21 protein-coding genes are annotated in these 24611 nt (G+C 63.2%); 10 read left to right on the plus strand and 11 right to left on the minus strand.

Annotation, left to right across the window (positions count from 1 at the left end):
- Positions 1-140 precede the first annotated feature (140 nt).
- Positions 141-794 carry a DUF938 domain-containing protein gene (locus ACS92L_RS12350; protein WP_438765230.1) on the plus strand — a complete coding sequence of 218 codons (654 nt, stop codon included), beginning with the start codon at positions 141-143 and terminating at the stop codon, positions 792-794.
- Between the two features lie 9 nt (positions 795-803).
- Here ACS92L_RS12350 and ACS92L_RS12355 read toward each other — a convergent pair whose 3' ends face one another.
- The 4 genes from ACS92L_RS12355 to ACS92L_RS12370 all read right to left on the minus strand — a co-directional run bounded on the left by ACS92L_RS12355 (position 804) and on the right by ACS92L_RS12370 (position 6614).
- A complete protein-coding gene (locus tag ACS92L_RS12355; RefSeq protein ID WP_438765231.1) occupies positions 804-1946 on the minus strand; it encodes an App1 family protein in 1143 nt (380 codons plus the stop codon).
- A 156-nt stretch (positions 1947-2102) separates the two neighbouring features.
- The gene (gene shiA, locus ACS92L_RS12360; RefSeq protein ID WP_438765232.1) at positions 2103-3416 is read right to left on the minus strand and encodes a shikimate transporter; all 1314 of its coding nucleotides are present in this window, start codon (positions 3414-3416) and stop codon (positions 2103-2105) included.
- A 146-nt stretch (positions 3417-3562) separates the two neighbouring features.
- Entirely contained in the window at positions 3563-4957 is a 1395-nt protein-coding gene (locus ACS92L_RS12365; protein WP_438765233.1) for a DEAD/DEAH box helicase, read from the minus strand.
- A 184-nt stretch (positions 4958-5141) separates the two neighbouring features.
- Entirely contained in the window at positions 5142-6614 is a 1473-nt protein-coding gene (locus tag ACS92L_RS12370; RefSeq protein WP_438765234.1) for a Na+/H+ antiporter NhaC family protein, read from the minus strand.
- A 248-nt stretch (positions 6615-6862) separates the two neighbouring features.
- Between ACS92L_RS12370 and ACS92L_RS12375 the strand changes: the two genes are divergently transcribed.
- Positions 6863-8143 carry a DUF445 domain-containing protein gene (locus ACS92L_RS12375; protein ID WP_438765235.1) on the plus strand — a complete coding sequence of 427 codons (1281 nt, stop codon included), beginning with the start codon at positions 6863-6865 and terminating at the stop codon, positions 8141-8143.
- Between the two features lie 13 nt (positions 8144-8156).
- On the opposite strand, the gene ACS92L_RS12380 is transcribed toward ACS92L_RS12375, so the two are convergent.
- Positions 8157-8507: a hypothetical protein gene (locus ACS92L_RS12380; RefSeq protein ID WP_438765236.1), complete on the minus strand. Its 351-nt coding sequence runs from the start codon at positions 8505-8507 to the stop codon at positions 8157-8159.
- Positions 8508-8818: 311 nt separating this feature from the next.
- Here ACS92L_RS12380 and ACS92L_RS12385 point away from each other — a divergent pair, with 311 nt between their 5' ends.
- The gene (locus ACS92L_RS12385; RefSeq protein ID WP_438765237.1) at positions 8819-10471 is read left to right on the plus strand and encodes a catalase; all 1653 of its coding nucleotides are present in this window, start codon (positions 8819-8821) and stop codon (positions 10469-10471) included.
- Positions 10472-10619: 148 nt separating this feature from the next.
- Here ACS92L_RS12385 and ACS92L_RS12390 read toward each other — a convergent pair whose 3' ends face one another.
- Complete coding sequence (locus ACS92L_RS12390) at positions 10620-10814, minus strand: SEC-C metal-binding domain-containing protein (protein WP_438765238.1); 195 nt, start codon at positions 10812-10814, stop codon at positions 10620-10622.
- Positions 10815-10990: 176 nt separating this feature from the next.
- A complete protein-coding gene (locus tag ACS92L_RS12395) occupies positions 10991-11665 on the minus strand; it encodes a GntR family transcriptional regulator (RefSeq protein WP_438765239.1) in 675 nt (224 codons plus the stop codon).
- 269 nt (positions 11666-11934) lie between these two features.
- Between ACS92L_RS12395 and ACS92L_RS12400 the strand changes: the two genes are divergently transcribed.
- The 6 genes from ACS92L_RS12400 (at position 11935) to ACS92L_RS12425 (ending at position 19081) form a co-directional block, all read left to right on the plus strand.
- Positions 11935-13173, plus strand: coding sequence for an NRAMP family divalent metal transporter (locus ACS92L_RS12400; RefSeq protein WP_438765240.1), 1239 nt, complete (start codon positions 11935-11937; stop codon positions 13171-13173).
- 14 nt (positions 13174-13187) lie between these two features.
- Entirely contained in the window at positions 13188-13958 is a 771-nt protein-coding gene (locus ACS92L_RS12405; protein ID WP_438765241.1) for a LamB/YcsF family protein, read from the plus strand.
- Between the two features lie 40 nt (positions 13959-13998).
- A complete protein-coding gene (locus tag ACS92L_RS12410; protein ID WP_438765242.1) occupies positions 13999-15603 on the plus strand; it encodes a 5-oxoprolinase/urea amidolyase family protein in 1605 nt (534 codons plus the stop codon).
- The gene (locus tag ACS92L_RS12415) at positions 15600-17366 is read left to right on the plus strand and encodes an acetyl/propionyl/methylcrotonyl-CoA carboxylase subunit alpha (RefSeq protein WP_438765243.1); all 1767 of its coding nucleotides are present in this window, start codon (positions 15600-15602) and stop codon (positions 17364-17366) included. The genes ACS92L_RS12410 and ACS92L_RS12415 overlap by 4 nt, the downstream gene beginning before the upstream one ends.
- A 396-nt stretch (positions 17367-17762) precedes the next feature.
- Positions 17763-18164: a DUF2382 domain-containing protein gene (locus ACS92L_RS12420; protein ID WP_438765244.1), complete on the plus strand. Its 402-nt coding sequence runs from the start codon at positions 17763-17765 to the stop codon at positions 18162-18164.
- 50 nt (positions 18165-18214) lie between these two features.
- Complete coding sequence (locus ACS92L_RS12425) at positions 18215-19081, plus strand: YsnF/AvaK domain-containing protein (RefSeq protein WP_438765245.1); 867 nt, start codon at positions 18215-18217, stop codon at positions 19079-19081.
- A 112-nt stretch (positions 19082-19193) separates the two neighbouring features.
- Here ACS92L_RS12425 and ACS92L_RS12430 read toward each other — a convergent pair whose 3' ends face one another.
- Both ACS92L_RS12430 and ACS92L_RS12435 read right to left on the minus strand, forming a co-directional pair.
- Complete coding sequence (locus ACS92L_RS12430; protein ID WP_438765246.1) at positions 19194-19697, minus strand: Lrp/AsnC family transcriptional regulator; 504 nt, start codon at positions 19695-19697, stop codon at positions 19194-19196.
- Positions 19698-19768: 71 nt separating this feature from the next.
- Positions 19769-20425 (minus strand): hypothetical protein, encoded by a 657-nt coding sequence (locus ACS92L_RS12435; protein ID WP_438765247.1) that lies wholly within the window; start codon positions 20423-20425, stop codon positions 19769-19771.
- Positions 20426-20728: 303 nt separating this feature from the next.
- Between ACS92L_RS12435 and ACS92L_RS12440 the strand changes: the two genes are divergently transcribed.
- On the plus strand, positions 20729-21655 hold the full coding sequence (locus ACS92L_RS12440; protein WP_438765248.1) for a 2-hydroxyacid dehydrogenase: 927 nt from the start codon (positions 20729-20731) through the stop codon (positions 21653-21655).
- 112 nt (positions 21656-21767) lie between these two features.
- Here the strand turns inward: ACS92L_RS12440 and ACS92L_RS12445 are convergent, their stop codons facing one another.
- A complete protein-coding gene (locus ACS92L_RS12445; RefSeq protein WP_438765249.1) occupies positions 21768-22814 on the minus strand; it encodes a hypothetical protein in 1047 nt (348 codons plus the stop codon).
- Between the two features lie 314 nt (positions 22815-23128).
- Entirely contained in the window at positions 23129-24589 is a 1461-nt protein-coding gene (locus ACS92L_RS12450; protein WP_438765250.1) for an NAD-dependent succinate-semialdehyde dehydrogenase, read from the minus strand.
- Positions 24590-24611 lie beyond the last annotated feature (22 nt).

Genomic DNA, 24611 nt, shown 5'->3' on the forward strand with positions numbered 1-24611 from the left:
AAAAAAGCGTTCTAACATAGCAGAAAACCGACGTGACAGGGCAAGTATGGCCGCTGGTTCAAATTCATCCCAGTCTCTTGTGATCGGATATTGTGCCCGGCGCACCCCTTACACCACGAAAAACGTGAACAGGAAAGCACATGACCACCATGGATGATTCAAGCACTGCCTTTGATGACCGTCAGTACAGCCCGGCGGCGCAGCGCAATCGCGGCCCGCTGCTGGACGTGCTGAAGGCGCATCTGGCGACGGGTTCGCGTGTACTGGAAATTGCCAGCGGCAGCGGCGAGCACATCACGTACTTCGCTCACAACATGCCCGAACACGAGTTCACCCCCAGCGATGCCCAGCCTGCGGCGCTGGCCTCGATCAGTGCCTGGCGAAAGAGACTGTATCAAGCGGTCCCTGACGCTCGGCTGCAGCCGCCGCTGGCGCTGGATGTTGGGCAACATCCGTGGCCGCTGGCAGCCTCGAGTGTCGATGCCATGCTGTGTTTCAACATGATCCACATTGCACCGTGGCAGGCCACGCTGGATCTGTTCGACGGCGCCGCGCGGCATCTGACGCCGCAGGGCTGGCTGCTGCTATACGGCCCGTTCAGCCGCAACGGCGTGCTGAAAGCTGAAAGCAATGCTGCCTTTCATCAAAGCCTTCAGGCGCGCGATTGTCGCTGGGGCGTGCGGGATCTGGAACAGGAAGTGCTGCCGGCCGCCCGGGAAGCGGGGCTGGTAGCGGCCGACATCATCGACATGCCGGCCAACAACCTCTGCGTCCGGCTTGTCCGTGCGAGCTGAGCAAAGGCGCTACTGGGACTCACGCACGCGCTCCAGGGCGTCGCTCGAGATATAGCCGTGTTCATGGGCATGCTCGGCCATGGTCAGGCTGTCCGAGGCCAGTACCAGCGTGCAGTCGTTGTTCTGCTCCTTGTCGATCTGGTCCGACAAAGTCTCGATGGCCTGCTGACGGTCGGCATCATTGCTGACATCGCGGATATAGACCGTGCGGATGCGGCCGGGATAGTCACGCACGATGTCGGTGTAGACCTCGGGGTCGTGCTGGCCGCTGTCGCCGATCAACACAAAGGGCAGCGGATCATACAGCTCAAGCATGGTCTCGATCAGTGCACGCTTGTGGTCTTCGGCCTTGCGCGGCAGCGGGTGTTGCAGCGTCAGCCCCCATTCGCGCAGAAACAGAATCGGCCCGACCGGAATGCGATTGAGTCGAAAAAACGCCTCCAGCATCTCATAGATGCTCCACGGCGCCCGCGAGACGTACAAAAGCGGTCGCTGGCAGTGCTGATCCCCATCGCCCACATGAAAGCCGCGATAGAGCGCCGCCACGCCGGGAAAAGCCATGCGCTGCTCGGCGCGGGCAATGAAGAGGTGATACATCATCTTCAGCTTGTTGGCCACGCCGGTGTACATCACCGTATCGTCGATATCGCTGATCACGGCAAAGTCGATATCGGCCGGCGGAATATAGATATCCGCTACGGCATCGCCGCCGGCACCGCTATTGGCTCGAGAGCTCTTGTGATCCTTGCTCGGCGATATGATGCGCAGATGTGCCTCGTGCCAGATCCGATCCCCCGGCAGCGGCGTTTCAAGCTGAATGTGGGCGTTGAAATAGCCATCCCGGTCGGTGGTCACCGTGACCGTCTGATCGCTCAGCTGAATCTGGACATCGATGTGCTTGATGCCCCAGCGCACGGTACGGCGCACGATATCGGCCAGGTCACGCCGCCATGACCCGTCGGGCAGGTCCAGATTGAAGCCGGGCTGGCGAAAGACCCGACCCATCAAAAACACTTCCCGATGGGTGCCGTAGCCGCGGTAGGTATGAATCAGCCTGCCGCCGTGGACCTTTTCCGACTTGGCCGGACGCGCCACAACGTGAAGCAGCTTCTTGAGTCCCTTGATCAGGGCAGCGATGGAGCGACGTGGCATTGAGCTTGACCCGGTAAAAGACATCGTTTCCCACAAATGGCGAGATGAAAAAGCCGTTTTGTTGCGTAATGCTTAAGAGTAGTCGCACCGCCTGCCCCTGTCGCCCGCGCCATGACCGTGACGTGACAGCCACCGACCCGCCGCCGGCCCTGTTTGTCATCCTTCCCGGTCAGCGCGGTGGCGCTGAATGCTCATCACGCCCAGCGCCGACAGCCCACAGCCACAGGCCAGATAGACCGCCACCGGCAGCCAGCTACCGCCGGCCATGCTCACAAGGGCGGCGGCAATAAACGGCGTAAACCCGCCGCCCACAACGCTTGCCACCTGATAGCCCACGCCGGCACCGCTGTAGCGGTAGGCCGTGCCGAAAAGCTCGGCAAACATGGGCTGCTGAACGCTGACCACCATGTCATGGGCGATGTTGGCCAGCATGACGGCAAAAAAGACGATCCAGACAGTCGAGCGCGCCTCCAGGGCCATGAAAAAGGGAAAGGCACACAGTACGCCGACCAGCGCGCCCACCACGTACACGCGACGACGGCCGAAGCGGTCGGCCAGAAGCGCAAACAGCGGAATGGTCACGCAGCTGATGGCACCGACCAGTAACCCGATATTGAGAAAAAGCTCCCGGGACAGCCCCAGATGGCTGGTGGAGTAGCTCAGCGCAAAGGTGGTCACGATATACATCGTGAAAAGCTCGGCCAGGCGCAGCGCAATGATTTTTAAAAACGCTTTTGGATGCCGGCTCAATGCCTCGAGCACCGGCGGCCGGGCGGGTGTCTGCGCCCTGTCCTCGACGGCTGCCTTGAATTCGGGCGACTCCTCAAGCCCCGCGCGCACCCAAAAGGCAATCGCCACCAGTACAACGGAAAAGACAAACGGCAACCGCCAGCCCCAGCTCTGAAAGGCGGCATCATCAAGATAGTGGCTTAAAAGCGAGATACTGCCGGTGGCCAGAATCAGCCCTACCCCGTAACCCACCTGCACACCGCTACTGTAAAACGCCCGTCGATGGCGCGGCGCACTCTCGACCGCCATCAGCGCCGCACCGCCCCACTCGCCGCCCACGGCAAAACCCTGCAGCGCGCGCAGTGTCACCAGCAGGACCGGAGCCCAGACGCCGATGGTGGCATAGGTCGGCAGCAGTCCGATCAGTGCCGTGGACACCCCCATCAGCATCACGGTCAGCACCAGCATGCGCTTGCGCCCCAGCCGATCCCCGAAATGACCAAACACGATGCCGCCGAGCGGGCGGAACAGAAAGCCCACGCCAAAGGTCGCCAGCGCCGCCAGCGTGCCGGCGGCCGGACTCACGTTGGGGAAGAACTGAGAATTGAACACCAGCGCCGCCACGATCCCGTAGAGCAGAAAGTCATACCAGTCGACCACCGCCCCGACAAAACTGCCCAGCGCCGCGCGACGCGCCTGCTGCTCATGGGTCAGTCCCTTTGAATGCCTTGCTGCACGCATGCTCGCACGCCTCTTTTGCTCATCGCTCAGTGAAGGCCAGCGACCATGCCACTGCCCGCTGCAGGCGTCTACCGGAAAGCGGGCATAAAAAAACCGCCTGCCGAAGCAGACGGTTTTGAGATCATCACACAGGATGCAGCATGCGATCAGCGGTTGCCGCTGTTGTCCGCCGAGCCCGAGCTGCTGCGCCGACGGCGACGCGCCGGGCGTGCCTGCTCGTTGCTGCCAGTGCTGCCGGTACTGCCACCGCCACCGCTGCGCGAGCGATTATTTGATCCACTGCGGCCGTTGCCGCCGCCGTTGCGAGCGCCACCGCCATTGTTGCGCGCCTGGCCACTGCCCTGACGACGCTGGCCGCCGCCCGGGCGCTGTTCGCGCTCATCCGGCGTTTCCGGCACGGCCCGCGTAAAGTCAAAGCCCTCGGCGCGCGCCTCGGGAATGTTGCGCCCAATCAGCTTCTCGATCTGCTTGAGCTGACCGCGCTCGTCGGGCATGACCAGCGACACCGCCTGACCGGTGGCGCCGGCACGGCCGGTACGACCGATGCGGTGGACATAGTCGGACGGCGTCTTGGGCAGCTCGAAGTTGACCACGTTGGGCAGCTCGGAGATATCGATGCCGCGCGCGGCCACGTCGGTGGCCACCATCACCTGTACTTCACCGCTTTTGAAACCGGACAGCGCCGCAGTGCGGGCGTTCTGGCTCTTGTTGCCGTGAATGGCCGCCGCCGTGATGCCGGCCTTTTGCAGATGCTGGGTGACGCGGTTGGCCATGTGTTTGGTGGCCGTAAAGACCAGCGCCTGGGACCACTGATGATGGGTAATCAGATGGGTCAAAAGCGCCATGCGCTGGGGCTTGTCGACCATGTAGACCGACTGATCAACGCTTTCGGCCGCCGTGTTGCGCGGTGCCACGTCAATGCTGACCGGATTGTCCAGCAGCGTGCCGGCCAGCTCGCGGATCTCTTTCGAGAAGGTCGCGGAGAACAGCAGGTTCTGACGCTGTTTGGGCACCAGACGCAGAATTTTCTTGATGTCGTGAATAAAGCCCATGTCCAGCATGCGGTCGGCTTCATCCAGCACCAGGGTCTCGACCTGATCCAGACGTACGGCCTTTTGACCGACCAGGTCCAGCAGTCGGCCCGGGCAGGCGACGAGAATATCCACGCCGTCACGCAGCCGCGCGATCTGCGGATTGACCTTGACGCCACCATAGACCACATCGCTTTTCAGACGCGGGTTGAGGTGAACGCCGTATTTTTCGACCGACTCGCCGATCTGAGCGGCCAGTTCACGGGTCGGAGTCAGGATCAGGGCACGTACCGGACGCTTGTGGCCCTGCGGCTGGCGCGACAGTCGCTCCAGGATCGGCAGGGTAAAGCCTGCGGTCTTGCCGGTACCGGTCTGGGCGGCTGCCAGTACGTCGCGGCCTTCAAGACAGGCCGGAATCGCCTTGGACTGAATGGGGGAAGGTGTCTGGTAGCCAGCATCTTCAAGAGCACGCAAAAGCTCGGGCGACAGCCCAAGTTGGGAAAATGACATCGACAGGTTGTCTCATGGCGCTATCGGATACTGGCGTCTTCTTCGCGAGAGCGACAGCGCCGTGACAGCGCAGGGGGAATTTCAATGACGGAGGCAGACCGACGGCCTGCCCGTGCGAAGAGGAGCGCCAACATAGGGGATTTGCGCCCCGATTGCCAGCGTTATCGTGTTGTCGCCCTGCGCATCAGCGTGTGGGCGTGGCCTCATCAACCGTCTCGTCCTCCTCGAAATGCAGCCCCCAGCCGGTGGCCGCGGCAAACAGCATGATCAAAAGCAAAAACCATCCGTGGAAGACAAACGGGAAGACCTCGGTGGGCGCCACGACCGGCAGCCACGCATACTGGCCCTGCATGGCCGTGATCGTCGCCCAGCCCAGCAGTACCGGCGCCCCCCAGGGGAAGATATAGCCCAGCGCCGAGGTCACGGCGTCGAGCATATTGGCGCGGCGATAGCGATGAATGCGGTACTTTTTGCCCAGCTCGCGCACAAAGGGGGCGGCAGCAATTTCGGCGGCCGTATTGATGGTGATCGCCGAGTTCAAAAGCGCCACGATCCCCCAGATGGCAAGCTCCGCGCGGCGCACGGAATCGCCGATCCAGCGCATCAATCCTTTTGTGACGGCGCTCATGGTGCCGCCGAGTTTGAGCAGATGCGCGGTCGCGACAATCAACAGGATCAAAATCGCCATGTTGACGTAGCCGCTGACGCCATCCACCAGCGCCCCGGTCATCACGGTGTCGCTGCCCGGATCAAAGGCCATGATCTCGCCCGGGGCGGCAAGCCCCGCCGCCACGATCATGACCGAGGCAGCAACGATCCCCCAGGTTAACGATGTGATCAGATGGTGACCGCGCAGGGCCAGCAGCAACACCAGCGCAAAGGGGATGAGCATCAAAAGCCCCATCGGGTCGGTCTGCGCCATCATCGCGTTCAGGGCCTCCTGATTGCCGCCCGCGTCGCTGCTGGCGTTGCCCAGCAGCACAAACAGCACCAGCGACGGCACGGCCGCCATGATCGAGTACTTGAAGCGGCTTTTCACCACGCCCGGCACGTCGGCCTCCTGGGTGGTGGCCGAAACGATGGTGGTGTCCGACACCGGTGCCAGGTTATCGCCAAAGATCGCGCCGGCCAGAATCGCGCCAAACAGCACCACCGGGTCACAGCCCAGCGCCACCCCAGCCGGGTACATCAGCGTACTAAAGGCCACCGTGGTGCCGTAGCCGGTGCCGACCGCAGTAGAAAAAACGGCTGCCAGTACAAAGGTCAGGCCCACAAAGGCGCCGCCGCTGGCCCCCGAAATGCCGCCCAGCCAGACCAGGCCTTCCACCAGCCCGCCGGTCTGCAGCACCTGCGCCAGCATGCCGGCATAGAACCAGGCCACCACGGCGACCACGCCAATGGGCTGGGCCATGCCGCTGAAAAGCCCCTGGGCATACGCCTCCCAGCGGCTTTTGCAAAACAAAAGGCCCAGCGTCAAACCAAACAGACAGCCCATGACCAGACCGATTTCGGAGGACAGCCCCAGTACACTGGTGATAATCGCCCAGCCGACAAAAAAGATCAGCGGTATGGCAGCACCCAGCGCGCCAAGGCGAAAATCAAGGCCGGGTTCTTCCAGAGAGGAGGTCGTTGTGTGGTTATCCGGTATGTCGGTCATGCCGTCTCTCTATCGTCGTCTGAAAACGCAGGGGCGCAGAGTGTTTATCGCCTCCAGACGCCGGGTGCCCGGCAACAGATTGAGAGGAGCATCCGGCTTCAAAAGGCGACGCTGAATTGTAATGACCGAAAGTGTGACCGGATCAAACAGGCGGAACAACCGCCCTGGACCAATGGGTGGGGGATGCACGCACAGGCGCGCGCTGCGCTAAGCTCTCGCCAGATCATTTCACAAGGGAGCGCCTTCGATTGACCCCGCCACACCACAACCGACGCCGCATCGCCACGCTCTGCCTGATCGGCGCGCTGATGTTATACGTCGTCAGCACCTGGTATCAGGCCCGCTTCCCGGCGCTTGAGTACGTCTCGGCCTTTGCAGAGGCGGCCATGATCGGCGGCATCGCCGACTGGTTTGCCGTCACCGCGCTCTTTCGCCATCCGCTGGGGCTGAAAATCCCCCATACGGCGATCATTCCGCGCAACCGGGCGCGGCTGGGCAAGAGTCTTTCCGGGTTTATCCGCGAGAATTTTCTGTCAGAGACCTACGTGCGCGACAGCGTGCGCCGCTTTGACGTGGCCGGCGCGCTGGTGGGCTGGCTGTCACGACCCGACCGGCGCGTCATGGTGGCCGAGCGTTTGACCCAAATGATGAGCACCTCATTATCGGCGGTGCGCCAGAGTGCGGCGCGGGATTTTCTCACCCGCACTTTGCGCCACCATCTGGGCCGCATCAATACGGCCCGGCTGATGGGAAGCGCGCTGAACGTGCTGGCCGCCGAGGGGCGCCATCAGGCGCTGCTGGATGATTCGCTGGCCAGGCTCTCACGCTGGCTCGAGGTCGAGGACAATCAGGAGCGGGTCAAACACTTCATTACCGGGACCGTCTTCAAGCTTTTCAACCCACGCGTCATGGGACGCGAAGTCAGCATGCACCGGCTGGCCGGCTGGCTGATCAACGAGCGCATCGTCGAGCAGAGCGCGCGGTTGATCAGCGAGGTCAGCGACGACCCGGACCACCCGCTGCGTCAGCATCTGGATCATCAGTTTGCCGAGTTCATCGAGCGCATGCGCCACGACCCGGCCCTTGCCCGGCGGCTGGACCGGCTGCGCGATGACCTGCTCGATAACGATCGTCTCAGCGACTATATCGCCGGCGTCTGGGAGGAGCTGATGGACTGGCTGGCCCGTGATCTTGACGCTGCTGATTCGCAGTCACGGGCCTGGATCGAGCAGTTCATCGAGTATTACGCACGCACCCTTGAACAGGATGCGCCGGCGCGCGAATGGCTCAACGAGCAGGCCGTCGCGCTGCTGCCGGCGCTGGTCGAACGCAACGGGCCGCGCATCGATGCCTACATCCAGCGCTATCTGGACAGCCTCGACAGCGATGAAATCGTCGCCCAGATCGAGAAAAACGTCGGCAACGACCTGCAGTTCATCCGTATCAACGGCACGCTGGTCGGCGGTCTGATCGGGCTGGTCATTCACGCCCTGACCCAGCTGGTGCTGACACTTCAGGTCGGGGCGTAAAACGCCGCGCGAACTATTCGAGCGTGACAAACACCGAGCGGCGCGGCTGGCCGTCAACTGCCCGGCTCACGTGGCCGCGCCCGGTGGTGTCCTCGCACAGCAGGATATCACCGGTGTTCAAACGTCTTGTCTCGCCGCTGCCCACCGTAATGTCCACGCTGCCGTCGAGCATCAGGATGTACTGGCGCTGCGGCGCGTTGTGCCAGCTGTAGTCATAGTCCGGGGCGGTTTCACGAAACACGAGGCCGGTGGCCGGGATCGGCGCTGACAGCCTGCCGATCTCGGCATCCCCGCCGACCTCGATCTCCAGATCCTCGAAATGGGACTCGCCGTCGTCACCGGAATACAGTCTCGTTACGTGCATCAGTCACACCTGCCGTCATGGAAAAGAGCCATGTTGCCCTGTTGCATCCCACGAACCTGTGCCGTTCATGCCCGACGTCGCCTCGTGGTCACCAGGCTTCAGCTCCGGCGCGGTTTTGACCTGTCGACCGGTTGCCATGTTTCACGTGAAACACCGTGCGACAGCGGCGTTTCCCGGAGCGTCATAGTCCTGGCCTCCGCGCCACGATAGGACTAATCCATGAAGGTACCGTGGTACCTTTCGCATTCGGGGCCGCTCGTGACCGGCTCCTGATACGACCCGGACAGGATGTCAATAAAGAGGAGAAAGGCATGTCGGATAGAGACAACGAATTGACCAATCGACAGGGTCATCCTGTCAGCAACAATCAGTCCCAGCGCACGGTCGGCAGCCGCGGCCCGGCGACGCTCGAAAACTATCAGTTTCTCGAAAAAATCAGTCATTTCGACCGCGAGCGCATTCCCGAGCGCGTGGTCCATGCCCGTGGCTTTCTGGCCTACGGTGAGTTTGAAGCCACCGGCATGATCGGTGATGAGCCCGCGTCCAAATACACGCGCGCCAGACTTTTCCAGGACGCCGGCAAGAAAACCGACCTGGCGCTGCGCTTTTCCACCGTCATCGGTGGCCGTGACTCCTCGGAAGCCGCTCGCGACCCGCGTGGCTTTGCCGTGAAGTTCTATACCGAAGACGGCAACTGGGACCTGGTCGGCAACAACCTGCCGGTGTTCTTTATCCGTGATGCGATCAAGTTCCCGGACGTGATCCACTCGCTCAAGCCGGACCCGGTCACCTTCCGTCAGGAACCCAACCGCATCTTCGACTTCATGAGCCAGACGCCTGAAGCGATGCACATGCTGACGCACCTGTTCAGCCCGCGCGGTATTCCGGCCTCCTATCGTCATCAGGAAGGCTTCGGGGTCAACACCTACAAGATGGTCAACGCCCGGGGCGAGACCTGCCTGGTCAAGTACCACTTCCACCCGCAGTGCGGCGTGGCCAGCCTGACCGCGGCCGAAGCCGCGAAGGTGCAGGGTCAGGATCTGGGCTCGGCGTCGAAGGATCTTTATGATGCCATCGAGCGCGGCGACTATCCGAAATGGGATGTGTTTGTCCAGCTGATGGAAGATCACGATCATCCCGAGCTCGACTGGGACCCGCTGGACGACACCAAGATCTGGCCGGAAGATCAGTTCCCGCTGCGCAAAATCGGCGTCATGACGCTCAACCGCAACGTCGAGAACTTCTTTGCCGAAAACGATCAGATCGCCATGGGTACCGGCGTGCTGGTCGACGGCCTGGATTTCTCCGACGACAAGATGCTGGTCGGTCGTACGTTCTCCTACTCCGATACCCAGCGCTATCGTATCGGGCCCAACTACCTGCAGCTGCCGGTCAATCAGCCGAAAAATGCGAAGGTTGCCACCAACCAGCGCGACGGTCAGATGGCCTATGACCAGAGCATGGCGCCCGGGCAGAACCCGCACATCAACTTCGAGCCGTCGATCCACAACGGTCTGCAGGAATCCAGCCGCGACGAGCCCAACCACCCGCCCGAAGTCCGCGGGCCGCTCACGCGCAGCGTGCTGGAGCGTCGTAATGACTACGTCCAGGCGCGCGGTCGCTACAACACCATGCAGGACTGGGAGCGCGACGACCTGACCGGCAACATGGTCGAACTGCTGGGTCTTTGCGAGCGCGACGTGCAGGAACGCATGCTGTGGCACTTCTGGATGGTGCATGACGACTACGGCAACCGCGTGGCCGACAAGCTCGGCCTGAGTGTGGGTGATGTGAAGCAACTCCAGCCGCTGGCCAGACAGGTTCTCACCGACGACGACAAAAAGCGTCTCGAGCACCTGGGCGATAACGGTGACAACGTGAGCGCCGAAGGCTGGGGTCAGTGGACCAGCTCGGTCGACAACCGTCAGGTTACGGCTGAAGAAGTCCTCGAAGGCAGGCTCTGATCGATACCATCACGCCGGGCGCGTCCCGGCGTTGAGATCTGCCAGCAAAAAAACCGGCGCCCCTGGGCGCCGGTTTTTTTTTATGGGGTATCGGTGGTTTCTGACCGGTTTTTGTCTGAACGGTCGCCGAGCAGAGACGGGACAGCGCCTAGCCGCCGTGGCACTTCTTGAACTTCTTCTGGCTACCGCAGGGGCACGGGTCGTTGCGTCCGACATCCTTCATGGCATTGCGGACGGGCTTTTGAACACCGTGGCTGCAGTTCGGGCCATGGACGTGGCCATGCTCATGATGATGGTCGTGATCGTGCTGGCAGTGCGGGCCGTGGACGTGAGGCTGGTTCATGTCGTGTCTCCGTGATCGTGATGACGTGGTCGTGATGACGTGGTCGCAATAGCGTGATTATCAACGCTGCGCGCCAAAAGAGAAGCCCCGATACGGCGATTTCAAGACCTGCCCCCTGCCCTGCGGCCCCGCCGGCATATTTCGCGCGCCGGACTGTCGCGCCATGCACCGGACGGTTACCCCCCGGAGGTTGCCTGACGCTCCCAGGCGGCCAGCACGACCCGCTCGGACTGCGCCAGGTACTGCTCCAGAAGGGCCACGGCCGCTTTGTTGTCGCCGGCGTCAAAGGTATCCAGCACCTGCTGATTCATCTCCACATACGGGCCGTGCAACCACTCCTTGTCGGCCATCAGAGCGAAGGCGAGACGCAGCTCGGCCAGGATCTGGCTGAAAAAGGCGTCAAGGCGCGGACTGTCCGCCAGTGCCACGATGGCACCGTGAAAGGCCATGTTGGCCGTGCCTACCGCCAGCCAGTCCCTGCGCTCGCGGCACTCGCGGCCGTTTTCGACCACCGCGCGCATCTTCTTTACCGCCGGGTGACTGGGCCAGGCGTCATCGAGGGCGCGGCACTCGATCAATCGCCGCAGCCGGTAGATCTCGACAATGGAGGCCGGGTCGGGGCGGGTCACGAACACGCCGCGGTGGGGCTGATGCGTCACCAGCCCCTCATGGGCGAGCGTGCGAAAGGCCTCTCTCAGCGTATTACGCGAGACCCCCAGACGTTCACACAGGGCGATTTCCGACAGCCGCTGCCCCGGCGCAAAGGCCCCTTCTACCAGCAGCCGTCGAATGCCGGCCGTCACGGTCTCTCCCAGCGATCTGCTCCCGTCTTCCAGGGCCTGCTTTTTCATTGAAGCGCCGTTTTGGTCATGACTTGTCAGGAAACGCCCAGTGTTCCCGATAAGGGCGCCTGCCGACAAGCCTTGTGCGTGCACCGAAACGGCGCGCGGCAACATTTTGATGCACTGGCATGAAACACAAGTCGAATACCGCCCCGCCGGCATGGTCCGTATTGTTGAACAATCAAAGTGGATAAACCTACAAAATGCGGACGCTCTGCCGATTGTGGCACGCCGATTGCTGGCAGAGCCTGTCACCATTTCTCCTCGGAGCCCTTGATATGGCAGCTACTCCTGACGTCGGGTCCGCCCGCTCCCGACGCGCCTCCCTGATCGGTGCCGTCTTTTTGATGGCCACCTCGGCGGTGGGCCCCGGCTTTATTACCCAGACGGCGACCTTCACCGCCACGATGGGCGCCGCCTTTGCCTTTGGCATTCTGGCCTCGATCCTCATTGACCTGGTGGTGCAGCTCAACATCTGGCGGGTGGTCACCGTGACCGGCATGCGCGCCCCCGAAGTCGCCAACGCCGCCCTGCCCGGCAGCGGCTATCTGCTGGCGATCCTGATTATCGTGGGTGGACTGACCTTCAACGTCGGCAACATTGCCGGCGCCGGCCTCGGGCTCAACGCGCTGATGGGGCTGGACACCACCTGGGGTGGGCTGATCAGCGCCGTCATTGCCGCAGGCATCTTTTTATCAAAGCGGGCCGGCGTTGCCATCGACCGGATCATCATCGTGCTGGGGATGGTGATGCTGGCGATGACCGTGTTCGTGGCGTTTGCCTCCAGCCCGCCCGTGGGCGAGGCGCTGCGCCAGACCGTCATGCCCGATACCATCAACTTTGCCACCATCACCACCATCGTGGGCGGCACCGTCGGCGGCTACATCACCTATGCCGGCGCCCACCGTCTGCTGGACCGGGGCCTGGGCGGCGTCGAGAATGTCGAGACCGTCTCGAAGGCCGCCCTGCGCGGCATTCTGGTCACCGGCGTCATGCGCTATATCCTGTTTCTTGCCATTCTTGGCGTAGTGGCCAGCGGCGTGGTCATCGACACCGCCAGCCAGAGCGCCAACCCGGCCGCTCAGGCCTTCCAGGCCGCTGCCGGCGAGATGGGCCTGCGCGCCTTCGGCCTGATTCTCTGGGCGGCCGGCATCACCAGCATCATCGGTGCGGCCTACACTTCAATGACCTTTTTAAGCGCCTTTCGCCCCGGCATCAGCGAAGGCGTGCGCAACCGCGCCACGCTGGTATTCATTCTTGTTTCACTGGCGGCCTTTTTGTCGATCGGCACGCCACCGGCAGCACTGCTGGTCTTCGTTGGCGGCTTTAACGGTCTGATCCTGCCGGTGGGACTCACGCTTTTCATTTATGTCGCCTGGCGCCGGCGTGATCTGATGCACGGCCATCACTATCCGCGCTGGCTTTTGATCTCGGGCGCGGTGGTCTGCGCGCTGACCTGGTATATGGGCTTTAACGCCATCGGCCCGATCTTTGCCTTTCTGACACCCTCTGTATGAACCGGGAGCCCTGCATGTCTTCTATCGATTTAAACAGCGATCTGGGTGAAAGCTTTGGGGCGTGGCACATGGGCGATGACGCCACCATGCTCGGCATCGTCACCAGCGCCAACGTCGCCTGCGGCTTTCACGCCGGCGACCCGAGCGGCATCCTGCGCACCCTGACCGCTGCCGCCGAGCACGGCGTGAGTGTCGGGGCACACGTCAGCTATCCGGACCTGGTCGGCTTTGGCCGGCGCAACATGGACATCGCAAGCGATGAACTCACAAGCGATGTGATCTATCAGATCGGCGCGCTCCAGGGCCTGGCCCGCGCCGCCGGCACGCAGGTGCGCTACGTCAAGCCGCACGGCGCGCTCTACAACACCATCGCCCGGGACGAGCGCCAGGCGCGCGCCGTCATCGAAGCGCTGAAAGCCGTCGATGACACGCTGGTTCTGGTCGCGCTGGCCGGCGCCCCGCTGCTCGACTGGGCCCGTGATGCCGGTCTTCGCGTGGCGGCGGAAGCCTTCGCCGACCGCGCCTATCAGGCGGACGGCAGCCTGGTATCGCGCCGGGAAGCAGGCGCAGTGCTCCACGATGCCGACCGGGTCGCCGAGCGCATGCAGCGGCTGGTGCATGAAGGGGTGATCGAGTGCATCGACGGTCATGATATCGCCCTCCAGGCCGACTCCATCTGCGTCCACGGCGACAGCCCCGGTGCCGTGGCGCTGGCCGAGGCCGTACGTGCGCGCCTGGCCCGGAGCGGCGTTGCGCTCAAGGCCTTTGCAGGCACGCCGTCATGAGCGCTGCCATGAATGCCCTGCCACGCGGTAAGGAGTTCCCGTGAGAGTACTTCCCGTCAACCTGAGCACCCTGCTGGTCGAGCTCGAGGATCTGTCGCAGGCGCTGGGGCTTTTCGACCAGCTCAACCGCGAGCCGATCGAGGGGGTCACCACCATCATCCCCGCGGCGCGCACCCTGCTGATTTATTTCACGCCGGCTCGCATTAGTGCCGAGCAGCTTTCCCGGGCGCTCAGGGCCCGCCCGATCAGCGGCGGCGGCCATCAGCATGGCGAGCTGATCGAGATTCCCGTGTGCTACAACGGCGAGGACCTCGACGAGGTGGCCCGACATCTCGACATGAGCACCGATGAGGTCATCCGCCGCCACAGCAAACACGAGTATCAGGTCGCCTTTTGCGGCTTTGCGCCGGGATTTGCCTATCTGGCCGGCGGGGCGGGTTTTGACGTGCCCCGGCGCACCTCCCCGCGCACCCGCATTCCGGCCGGTTCCGTGGCGCTGGCCGGCACCTTCAGCGGCATCTACCCCACCGAAAGCCCCGGCGGCTGGCAGTTGATCGGTACCACGCCGCTCGAGATGTGGGACATCCATCGCGAGCCGGCCGCACTGCTCCAGCCCGGCATGCGGGTACGCTTTACTGCCAGCGACGTTTCCCCAGAGCGCGTCAGCGCCAGTGTGCCCATCGATACCACCCGACCCGCAGCGGCTGATGCCACACCCTGTCTGGAAATTCGCCAGCCCGGTCTTCAAAGCCTGTTTCAGGATCTCGGTCGCAACGGCCAGACCGGCCAGGGCGTCTCCGGCGCCGGCGCGATGGACAAGGGCGCGCTGAGAAGTGCCAACCGAATCGTGGGCAACCCGTCCGATGCTGCCGCCATCGAGATCGCCCAGGGCGGGCTGTCGCTAATCTGCCACCGGCCCGCCATTGTGGCCGTGACCGGCGCCGAGGCCGGCGTATCGATCACCACTGCCGAGGGCGACCGCCGCGACGCCGCGCTCTGGTGGCCCATCGAGCTGTCCGAGGGCGATACCCTGACATTGGGGCCTGTCACGGCGGGGGTGCGCTGCTATCTGGCCCTGCGCGGCGGCTTTGATGTCACACCCGTATTGGGCAGCTGCGCCACCGACACGCTGGCAAAACTCGGCCCGGCGCCTTTGCAGCCCGGCGACACCCTGAGCCCGGCCGGACTGGCGGTCACGGCGCTGTCGCTCAGTGAGTCCGGCGAATTCGATCTGCCCCGCGCAGGCGAGTGCGTCACGCTCGATATCGTCATGGGCCCGCGCAGTGACTGGTTCACCGACGAGGCGCTGACCCTTTTGTGTGATCAAAACTGGCAGGTGACACCGCGCTCCGACCGGGTCGGCATCCGACTGGAAGGTGAGCACTCGCTTGCCAGAGCACACCACGGCGAGCTGCCCAGCGAAGGCACGGTCACCGGCGCCCTGCAGGTGCCGGCCAACGGCCAGCCGGTGCTGTTTCTGGCCGATCATCCGCTGACCGGGGGCTACCCGGTGATCGCCTGCGTGGCCGATCACCATCTGGACCTGGCCGGACAGATTCCGCCCGGCGCCACCGTTCGCTTCAATCCGATTACCCGTTTCGCACCGATTGCCGGTGACGACAGCCTGACCGAGGTCATGTCATGACTGCATCCGACGCTCCCAACGCCCCGCACCCGCTGAAAAAGGTGCTGATCGCCAACCGCGGCGAGATCGCGGTGCGCATCATTCATGCCTGTCGCGATTACGGCGTCACCTCGGTGGCGGTCTATGCCGAGGGCGACCTTGACGCCCTGCACGTCAGACTTGCCGACGAGGCCTGGGCGCTGGGTGGCGAACGCCCGGGAGACAGCTATCTATCGATCGACAAGCTGCTGGACGTTGCCCGTCGCGCCGGGGCCGATGCCATTCACCCGGGCTACGGCTTTCTCTCCGAGCGCGCCGATTTCGCCCGCGCCGTGCAACAGGCAGGCCTGACCTGGATCGGCCCGAGTCCGGACACCATCGACGTGCTGGGCGACAAGGTTCAGGCGCGGCGACTGGCACTCGAAGTGGGCGCCCCGCTGGCCCGCGGCACCGAAGACCCGGTCACCACCGCCGAGGAGGTCATGGCCTTTGCCGAGGAAGTGGGATTGCCGATCGCCATCAAGGCAGCGTTTGGCGGCGGTGGACGCGGGCTGCGGGTGGCCTGGCGCATGGATGAGGTCACCGAGAGCTACCACGCCGCGGTGCGCGAGGCCGAGGCCGCCTTCGGCCGCGGCGAGTGCTTTGTCGAGCAGTATCTCGACTGCCCGCGTCATATCGAAGCGCAGGTGCTGGGGGATCATCACGGCAACGTCGTGGTGGTGGGCACGCGTGACTGTTCACTGCAGCGGCGCAATCAGAAGCTGGTCGAGGAAGCCCCGGCGCCCTTTTTAAGCGACGAGCAGCGCCAGCAAATCCATCAGGCCGCCCACGACATCTGCGCGCGCGCCGGTTACGTCAGCGCCGGCACGGTCGAATTTCTGCTCGGGCGCGACGACACCCTGTCATTTCTGGAGGTCAATACACGGCTGCAGGTCGAGCATCCGGTCACCGAAGAGACTGCCGGCGTGGACCTGGTCATCGAGCAGCTGCGCATTGCTGAAGGCCACCCGCTCTCCTTTACCGAGACGCCCACGCCGCACGGCCACAGCTTCGAATTTCGCATCAACGCCGAAGACGCCGCCAAGGGCTTTCTCCCCACGCCGGGCCCGGTCGAGGCGTTCAGACCGCCCACCGGTGCCGGCGTGCGCCTTGACACCGGCGTTGAAAGCGGCGGGCGCGTCTCCGGCCATTTCGATTCACTGATGGCCAAGCTGATCGTCACCGGCGCCACTCGTGAGCAGGCCATTGCCCGGGCGCGCCGGGCGCTCGAGCACTTCGAGATTGACGGCGTGGCCTCCGTTTTGCCCTTTCACCGCGCGGTCATGGCGCACCCGGACTTCACCGGTGAAACAACATTTGATGTGCATACCCGCTGGATCGAGACGGTCTTTGATGCCAATGCGCTTGAATGGCAGGCGCGGCAACAGCCGAGTGCCGAACCCGGCATGCTGCACGCCATGATCGACATCGACGGCAAGCGCCACCGTGTCGGTCTGCCCACGGCCCTGCTGCAGCAGCTGGCCCCGAACGGCGCCACCGCGACTGTTGAAGAGCCCACTGACGCAAACGCGGGCAGCGTCACCGCCCCCATCAGCGGCACGCTGCTGGCCTGGCAGGTCGAGGACGGCGCCCGGGTCAATGAAGGCGATGTCATCGCCATCATGGAGGCGATGAAGATGGAAACGCAGATCACGGCCGACACGGCGGGTACGGTGGCGCTTCGGGCCGAGACAGGGGAAACGCTCGAGGCAGGCCATGTGATGGCCGACATCACGCCGAACTGATCAGGTCGGCCCAGCAGCTCATCATGATGTCACCAGGGGGCGCCGCGGCGCCCCCTGGTCATTTCCCTTTTGCCCTTCCTCCTGTCGAATCGGGCGCTGGCCATTGTCGTGATGGCGCCTCTCGAGCTTTGGGTGCCCATGCTTTCAGGGTGAAGTATTACGCTTTCGACAAGGATTATCATTAATCGGTTAATAAGGATAATACTTGAAAAGGGTTTTAAATAGTCCGAAAAAGCCGGCAAATGCTGTGATGGCGCTTATTGATACCAAAGATAACACGAAAGAATTCGCTTACTGGCCCCGAACTGCCAGGTTAGAAGTTGTGTCCTGCATTGTTCTGTAGACGTCGAATTTTGCAGGTCCCGATATTTCATGATTCCTGTGGAGTTCCAGCCAATGACGAAAGATTCAGCGCCCTCTGACCAGGAGCAGGTTCTTCCCCTGCTCGAGGAAACGCTCGATGTCTCTCGTCGTGAGGTCACCACCGGCAGGGTCAGGGTCAGTACCGAGACGCATGAGCGCACGGAAAGCATCGATGAGATGCTCTCGCAGGCGCGTGTCGAGGTCGATCACGTCGAGATCAATGAGTATGTCGACGTCATGCCCGAGACACGCCAGGAGGGTGATACCACCATTATTCCGGTCGTTGAGGAAGTACTGGTGGTAGAGCGGCGGCTGCGCTTGAAAGAAGAGGTGCACGTTCGTCGCGTCCACGATCAAACGCCCTGGCATGAAGAGGTGACGCTGCGCGAGCAGCGCGCCGTAGTCACACGTCAGGATGACGATGTGAGCGAGTAGAGGTTACACCGGCCGAAGGCCGATTCAAGCACGATAAAGGAGTACTTTTCATGGATGAACAACTCGTTGTTGCCGTATATGACACCGAAGCACGTGCTGACGCCGCCATGCAGGACCTGCGTGACGCCGGCATTGCCGAAAGCGCCATCAATCGCCATGCCCAGCAGGGCGAGGTTTCCCATGAGCATCATGAAGAACAGGAAAAGCCGAGCTTCTGGCAGCGCCTGTTCGGCAAAAGTGATGAAGACACCAGCGATTACGATCGCAATGTAGAGCAGGGTGCAACGGTCATCGCCGTGCGTGCCCCGGCCGCCGACCTTGATCGCATCGAAGAAATTCTCGAAAGGCACGATCCGGTCGACATCGACGAGCAGAAAGTCCAGAACGGCGACACCCTGGGCACTGCAGGCACCGCGGGTGCAGGTGTTGCACCGGGCGTGGCACCGGGTGGCATGAACACCGGCGTTGCCGATCATAACGTTGATCCGGCCGTATCGGCTGATCGCGCCACGCATGCCGACAAGGAAGAAACGCTCGCCCTGTCCGAGGAAGAGCTCAAGGTCGGCAAGCGTGACGTCGAGCGCGGCACCACCCGCGTGCGTCGCCACGTGGTCAGCACGCCGGTAGAAGAAGACGTCCACCTGCGTGACGAATCGGTCTCCGTCGAGCGTCGCCCGGTCACCGGCGATCGCCATGTGACAGACGCCGACTTCACCGACAAGTCGGTCGAGATGACCGAAACCGATGAAGAAGCCGTGGTCAGCAAGGAAGCGCACGTGCGCGAGGAAGTGGCCATTCGCAAGGACGTCGGTGAGCACACCGAGCACGTCAGCGATGAAGTCCGCCATCACGAAGTCGACATCGACGAAACCGATGGCACCCGTCATGACGACAAGCTGGACCCCAAAAAGCGCTGATACTTTTTGCGTGATCCGTGACGCCTCGGCGTCATCAAAAACCCGGTGGCAAACCACCGGGTTTTTTCACGTCTGTCTGTCATGACGCCACGTTGTTGTCACACTGTCAGGGTCAGGACGTGTCCGAGGCGTTGGCCAGCAGCGTGCGCAGCGGCAGCTGCTCCTTGACGATGGGCGATTTGATCACGATATAGCTGAAGTACTTTTCGATGCCGATCTCGCGCTCGATCAGCGCCTCCATCACGCTTTGGTAGTGCGTGATGCTGCGGGCGATAAAGCGCAGCAGATAGTCATAGCCGCCGCTGATCAAATGACACTCCATCAGCTCATCGATTTCGCGAACGCTTTGCTCAAAGCGCAGAAAATCCTCGCGGCGATGATCCGACAGGGTCACCTCGGTGAACACGGTCACGCTTTCCAGCATCTTTGTCAGATCAAGACGTGCCTGAAACGAGGTAATGTAGCCGGCGGCCTCCAGCCGTTTGACCCGCTGAAGGCAAGGGCTGGGAGAGAGGCCAACGGCGTCGGCCAGATGCACGTTGGTCATGCGACCGTCGTTTTGCAGCTGCACCAGAATGTTGATATCGATGCGGTCGAGTCGAACGGAACCCACCATGAAGCGCCCTTTTTGTTGTGTCTTCGGGCCCGCCTGCTGCTGCCAGAGTCTGCGGGTGTCGCCTCACCTGTCTAAAGGATTTCACGACGCAGGGCAAGCTGGTGGCCGCGAATGAAATCACTCAGCGAGGCAAACTGCCAAACCGAATCCGCCTTCGCCGGCGCTGTGCCCCGCCTGGAGCGATCGATGCGACAGTATCCCGCACCACATGAAACAGGCGCCGGCCCGGCGCTCAATAACAGCACGTCAGGGTCGGCGGCGATGTCATGGATGGCGGCGCGCGCGGCCACGAAACTGCCGCTTGCCAGCCGCTCATGGGCGGCCAGCCCGATCCGCTTGTCCAGCGCGGCGAACTCGCGCTCATCGAGCGAGCTCACCACCGTGAGCCGATAGAACTTGCGCAGATAGTGAATGGCCCCCGGCGCGTCTTCATACAGCGTGCCGGCATCCACCGTGCCGGCAAAGGCGATGCCGGCCTGCCAGTCGCTTTCAAGCCCCCACTGGCTTGCCAGCGCGCAGTAGACAATGCAGTGCGCCGATACCGTGTTCATGTCGGCATCGGTGAGCGCGTGCAGTGCCCTGAAATAATCAGTCAGTACCCTGTCCGGCGTGGGCGGGTCACGCATCTGCGCCAGCAGCGGCGAAAGCCCCTCGATGATCGTGGTGTCACGATCCATCAATACCCCGTGTGCGGCAATGCACAGTCTCGGATAGTCCGTCAGCTGCATCCCTTGATGCTCCTTTCCCCAGGATCGGTCCGTGCCCGACATCCGCGGGCGGCCATGGACTCCAGCCTACGCCCGCCGCTGCCTCAGGTGACGCGCGGATTTCGCCCTGTCGCCGCCGATCGCGCTGAATCCGACGGCCTGCACGGCATGATCCACTGACGGTCCTTGTGACAGCGCAATCTGCGCTCGACCCGCTTCAATTCGCACCGTTTACGCCGCCCAAAACGCCATAACGATATCGCGTGCGCCGCGATTCGGGGCACGATAGAAGACCCACCAATGACGACTGCGAGGCACCCTGTCATGGCACTGCTGTACAAATCCGACCCCGACCGCGGCCGGCGCTGGCAGGCGCTGTTTGCCGAGCACGCCCCGGATATCGAGTTTCGCCAGTGGCCCGATATCGGTGACCCCGCCGAGATCCGCTACCTGCTGGCCTGGCAGCCGCCGGCAGAGATCGCCACCCTGCTGCCCAACCTTTACGTGCTCTTTGCCACCTCCGCCGGCATCGATCAGTTCGACACATCGATACTGCCCGAAGCACTGCCCGTGGTGCGCATGCTCGACCCCGCCATCGAACAGGGCATGATCGAGTACGCCACCTTTGCCACGCTGTGGCTGCATCGCCACATGGCCGACTACGTGCGCCAGCAGCGCCAGCATCAGTGGCAGGCCCGCATGATCACGCCCGCCGGCGAACGGCGCCTCGGCATTCTGGGGCTGGGGCAGCTTGGCGGCGCCATCGCGCGTCATCTCGCAGGCTACGGCTTTCAGGTCAGCGGCTGGGCGCGCACGGCGCGCGAAATCCCCGGCGTCACGGCGTATGCCGGCGTTGAGGCGCTCGATGCATTTCTGGCCGAATGCGACATCCTGATCTGCGTGCTGCCGCTGACCGACGCCACCCGCGGTGTGCTCGATCGAAAGCTTTTCGAACGGCTGCCGACGGGTGCTTCGCTGATCAATATGGGTCGCGGGGAACATCTGGTCGAGGCCGACCTGACAGCAGCGCTGGCGACGGGTCAGCTCTGCGGCGCGGTGCTGGATGTGCTGCGCGAGGAGCCGCCCGCGGCGGATCATCCCTTCTGGCAGGACCCACGCATTCTCATGACCCCGCACGTCGGTGCCATGACCCAGCCCGACACCGCCTTCCCGGTGCTTCTGGAAAACCTGCGCCGCCATCAGCGCGGCGAAACGATGCTCGGGTGCGTGGATCGACAGCGCGGCTACTGAGGCTCGAAACAGCCTGTAGCGTGGCGCGCCACAATAGAAAACGCCCGGCACAGGCCGGGCGTTCTGGAAGGTACCACTTGCTCAGCGGCGGTCGATGAAAGACCGCGCTGACTCAGACCCTGCGGTGACGAGCGCTCGTTTTGCTGCCACCCAGACCGGCAAAGCTGCTGATCAGGGCCGCGATGACCATGGCGATAAAGGCCATCAGGGCAGAGTTGCGAAGGCTCTGGGTCGCTTCCTCGGCGCTTTCACGCAGGGACTGCTCGGCCTCGGCCAGCTCCTGCTGCGCCTGCTCGACATAGCCGTCCAGACGGTCAACCTGCTGCTGCATCTGGTTGACGCCTTCATCAAGGCGGGCCATGGCGTTGTCGACGAACTCTTCGGCTTCCGGCTCGCTCATGTCGGTATTGCTGGCCAGCGAATTGACCAGCGCGTCGCGGTCGACATCCTGCTGGATGCTGTCAAGGCGCGCCTTTTGCTTTTCGACCAGGTCGTTGAGAATGGCTTCATAGTCGGAAGGGTTACTGGCCAGATGCCGGGCAGCGGCTTGAATGTCATCGCCGGCCGCCTGCGCCTGGTTGCTCAGATACTCGGGCTGCAGTGAACCGGTATCGGTGTCGCGCAGCACCTGGCGGACCTGAGTGCGCAGTGCCGGGTCGTCCAGAGAGGACTCGCCGTCCGGGCTGAAGTCAAAGTTCTCGCTGAGCTGCTCGCCCAGTGACGACGTCGCGCTGCCCAGCCCCTTCGCCACGCTGCCGGTCACCTGACCGGCGCCCGAAACGATCGAGCCCACGGCACTGGCGCCGCCCGAGACGACCTGGCCGGCCGCAAAACCGATCACCACCATCGAGATGAGCGTGGCGGTCGCCCAGCTCAGAAACCCGTGAATGAAACCACGGCTATTGGCCAGGCGGCCGGCCACGAAACCGCCGGCGGCGAAACTGATCACCAGAAAGACCGCAGAGGAAATACCAAAGGCCGTTCCCAGGCCATCGAAGGGATTGTTCGACATCGGATCGATGACAGTGGAGCCGATCGCGGTCCCCAGCAGGGAAAGAATGGCGGAAATGGCGAGCACGGTCACGACACCTGCAATGACACTGCCCCATGAGACGCGGTCGATCGACTCGCGCACGGTTCCAACGGTGGTGTCTGCCATTGTCTAATTCCTTTTATGGAGCCCCTGGCGGCGCTCCCGGGCAGGCCGGCCATCTTGAGCGCCGAACCGCCGTCCATTGGGATAAATCGCGTTTGTGAAGCGTCCTTTTTAGCGACATGACACCTTGTCAGAGTAGCAAAGCGGGGCGTGACGGCGGGCTTTATTTCGTTTTTATTTCATTAACGCCGCCAGGCATACGCCATGCGACGTCCGGCGTTCAGGCAGCGACAGGAAGTAACGGCTCAGGCGCCCGGAACGCAAGGCTGTCCCGGGTATGACGTGGGCCCGACCGGTGCCGGGCCCTGTCAATGGCGTTACACCAGCCCGCCCATGTGAAAGGCTTTCTCCTCGAAGTACTCGTCAAGCCCCTGGCGGGCGCCCTCGCGCCCCAGACCCGACTGTTTAACGCCGCCAAAGGGGGCGACCTCCATCGAAATCGCGCCGGTGTTGAGCCCGACCATGCCGAACTCCAGCGCCTCCCCCACCCGCCAGGCACGGCGCATGTTTTCGGTAAAGAAGTAGGCCGCCAGCCCGAACGGCGTGGCGTTGGCGATGCGCAGCGCCTCGTCTTCGCTGTCAAAGCGCATGATCGGCGCCACCGGCCCGAAGGTTTCCTCGCGGGTAATGCGCATGGCCTCGGTCACGCCGGTCAAAAGGGTCGGCACCACCTGTCGATGACCACCCTCCGGCACGCCGCCGCAGACCAGGGTCGCACCGTGACCCAGCGCGTCATCGATATGGTCGGCAACCTTCTCGACGGCCTGATCGTTGATCAACGCCCCGATGGTCACGCCCTCATCCAGGCCGTTGCCGCACTTGAGCGCGCCCATCGCCTCTTCAAGGCGCGCGACAAAGCGGTCGTGAATGCCGGCCTGTACCAGAATGCGGTTGGCGCATACGCAGGTCTGACCGGCATTGCGAAACTTGCTCGCCATGGCGCCGGCCACCGCCAGCTCGAGATCGGCATCATCAAAGACGATCAGGGGCGCATTACCCCCCAGCTCCAGGCTCAGACGCTTGATCTCTTCGCTGCACTGACGCATCAAAAGCCGCCCGACCCGGGTCGAACCGGTAAAGGAGAGCTTGCGCACCGTCGGGTTGGCGGTCAGCTCGCCGCCGATGGCCTCGGGCAGCCCGGTGACGATGTTGATCACCCCGGGCGGGAAGCCGGCGCGCTCGGCCAGCACCGCCAGCGCCAGCGCCGACAGCGGCGTGAGCTCCGAGGGCTTGATCACGATCGGACAGCCCGCGGCCAGCGCCGGGGCGCACTTGCGCGTGATCATGGCGTTGGGGAAGTTCCACGGCGTGATCGCTCCGCACACGCCCACCGGCTGCTTGAGTACCAGAATGCGTCGATCCGCCGTCGGCGCCGGGATGGTCTCGCCGTAGGCGCGGCGCGCCTCTTCGGCAAACCACTTCACAAAGCTCGCCCCGTAGCGGATCTCGCCTCTGGACTCTACCAGCGGCTTGCCCTGCTCACGCGTCATGATCAGCGCCAGATCCTCGAGGTTGTCGAGCATCAGATCGTGCCAGCGCATCAGCAAGCTGGCCCGCTCGGCCGCCGGTCGGGCGCGCCATTCAGGCCAGGCGGCATCGGCGGCCTCAATGGCACGCCGGGTCTCGGTGGCCCCCATGGCGGGTACCGCGGCCAGTGTCTCGCCGCTGGCCGGGTCGATGACATCGAGGGTTTTGCCATCATCGCCCTGACACCACTGACCGTTGATAAAGCCGGCATCCTGCCAGAGCGCGGGGTCGTTCAGCGCCGGTGTGCTCATGTTGTTTTCTCCTGCGTTGTGG

Origin of the sequence: Kushneria halocnemicola (assembly GCF_965650455.1) — a bacterium.
Taxonomy (GTDB): Bacteria; Pseudomonadota; Gammaproteobacteria; order Pseudomonadales; family Halomonadaceae; genus Kushneria.

Coding starts and splice junctions, on each gene's coding strand:
- ACS92L_RS12350 (WP_438765230.1), top strand. CDS start 141: ATGACCACCATGGATGATTCAAGCACTGCCTTTGATGACCGTCAGTAC.
- ACS92L_RS12355 (WP_438765231.1), bottom strand. CDS start 1,946: ATGCCACGTCGCTCCATCGCTGCCCTGATCAAGGGACTCAAGAAGCTG.
- shiA (WP_438765232.1), bottom strand. CDS start 3,416: ATGCGTGCAGCAAGGCATTCAAAGGGACTGACCCATGAGCAGCAGGCG.
- ACS92L_RS12365 (WP_438765233.1), bottom strand. CDS start 4,957: ATGTCATTTTCCCAACTTGGGCTGTCGCCCGAGCTTTTGCGTGCTCTT.
- ACS92L_RS12370 (WP_438765234.1), bottom strand. CDS start 6,614: ATGACCGACATACCGGATAACCACACAACGACCTCCTCTCTGGAAGAA.
- ACS92L_RS12380 (WP_438765236.1), bottom strand. CDS start 8,507: ATGCACGTAACGAGACTGTATTCCGGTGACGACGGCGAGTCCCATTTC.
- ACS92L_RS12385 (WP_438765237.1), top strand. CDS start 8,819: ATGTCGGATAGAGACAACGAATTGACCAATCGACAGGGTCATCCTGTC.
- ACS92L_RS12390 (WP_438765238.1), bottom strand. CDS start 10,814: ATGAACCAGCCTCACGTCCACGGCCCGCACTGCCAGCACGATCACGAC.
- ACS92L_RS12395 (WP_438765239.1), bottom strand. CDS start 11,665: ATGAAAAAGCAGGCCCTGGAAGACGGGAGCAGATCGCTGGGAGAGACC.
- ACS92L_RS12400 (WP_438765240.1), top strand. CDS start 11,935: ATGGCAGCTACTCCTGACGTCGGGTCCGCCCGCTCCCGACGCGCCTCC.
- ACS92L_RS12405 (WP_438765241.1), top strand. CDS start 13,188: ATGTCTTCTATCGATTTAAACAGCGATCTGGGTGAAAGCTTTGGGGCG.
- ACS92L_RS12415 (WP_438765243.1), top strand. CDS start 15,600: ATGACTGCATCCGACGCTCCCAACGCCCCGCACCCGCTGAAAAAGGTG.
- ACS92L_RS12420 (WP_438765244.1), top strand. CDS start 17,763: ATGACGAAAGATTCAGCGCCCTCTGACCAGGAGCAGGTTCTTCCCCTG.
- ACS92L_RS12425 (WP_438765245.1), top strand. CDS start 18,215: ATGGATGAACAACTCGTTGTTGCCGTATATGACACCGAAGCACGTGCT.
- ACS92L_RS12430 (WP_438765246.1), bottom strand. CDS start 19,697: ATGGTGGGTTCCGTTCGACTCGACCGCATCGATATCAACATTCTGGTG.
- ACS92L_RS12435 (WP_438765247.1), bottom strand. CDS start 20,425: ATGCAGCTGACGGACTATCCGAGACTGTGCATTGCCGCACACGGGGTA.
- ACS92L_RS12440 (WP_438765248.1), top strand. CDS start 20,729: ATGGCACTGCTGTACAAATCCGACCCCGACCGCGGCCGGCGCTGGCAG.
- ACS92L_RS12445 (WP_438765249.1), bottom strand. CDS start 22,814: ATGGCAGACACCACCGTTGGAACCGTGCGCGAGTCGATCGACCGCGTC.
- ACS92L_RS12450 (WP_438765250.1), bottom strand. CDS start 24,589: ATGAGCACACCGGCGCTGAACGACCCCGCGCTCTGGCAGGATGCCGGC.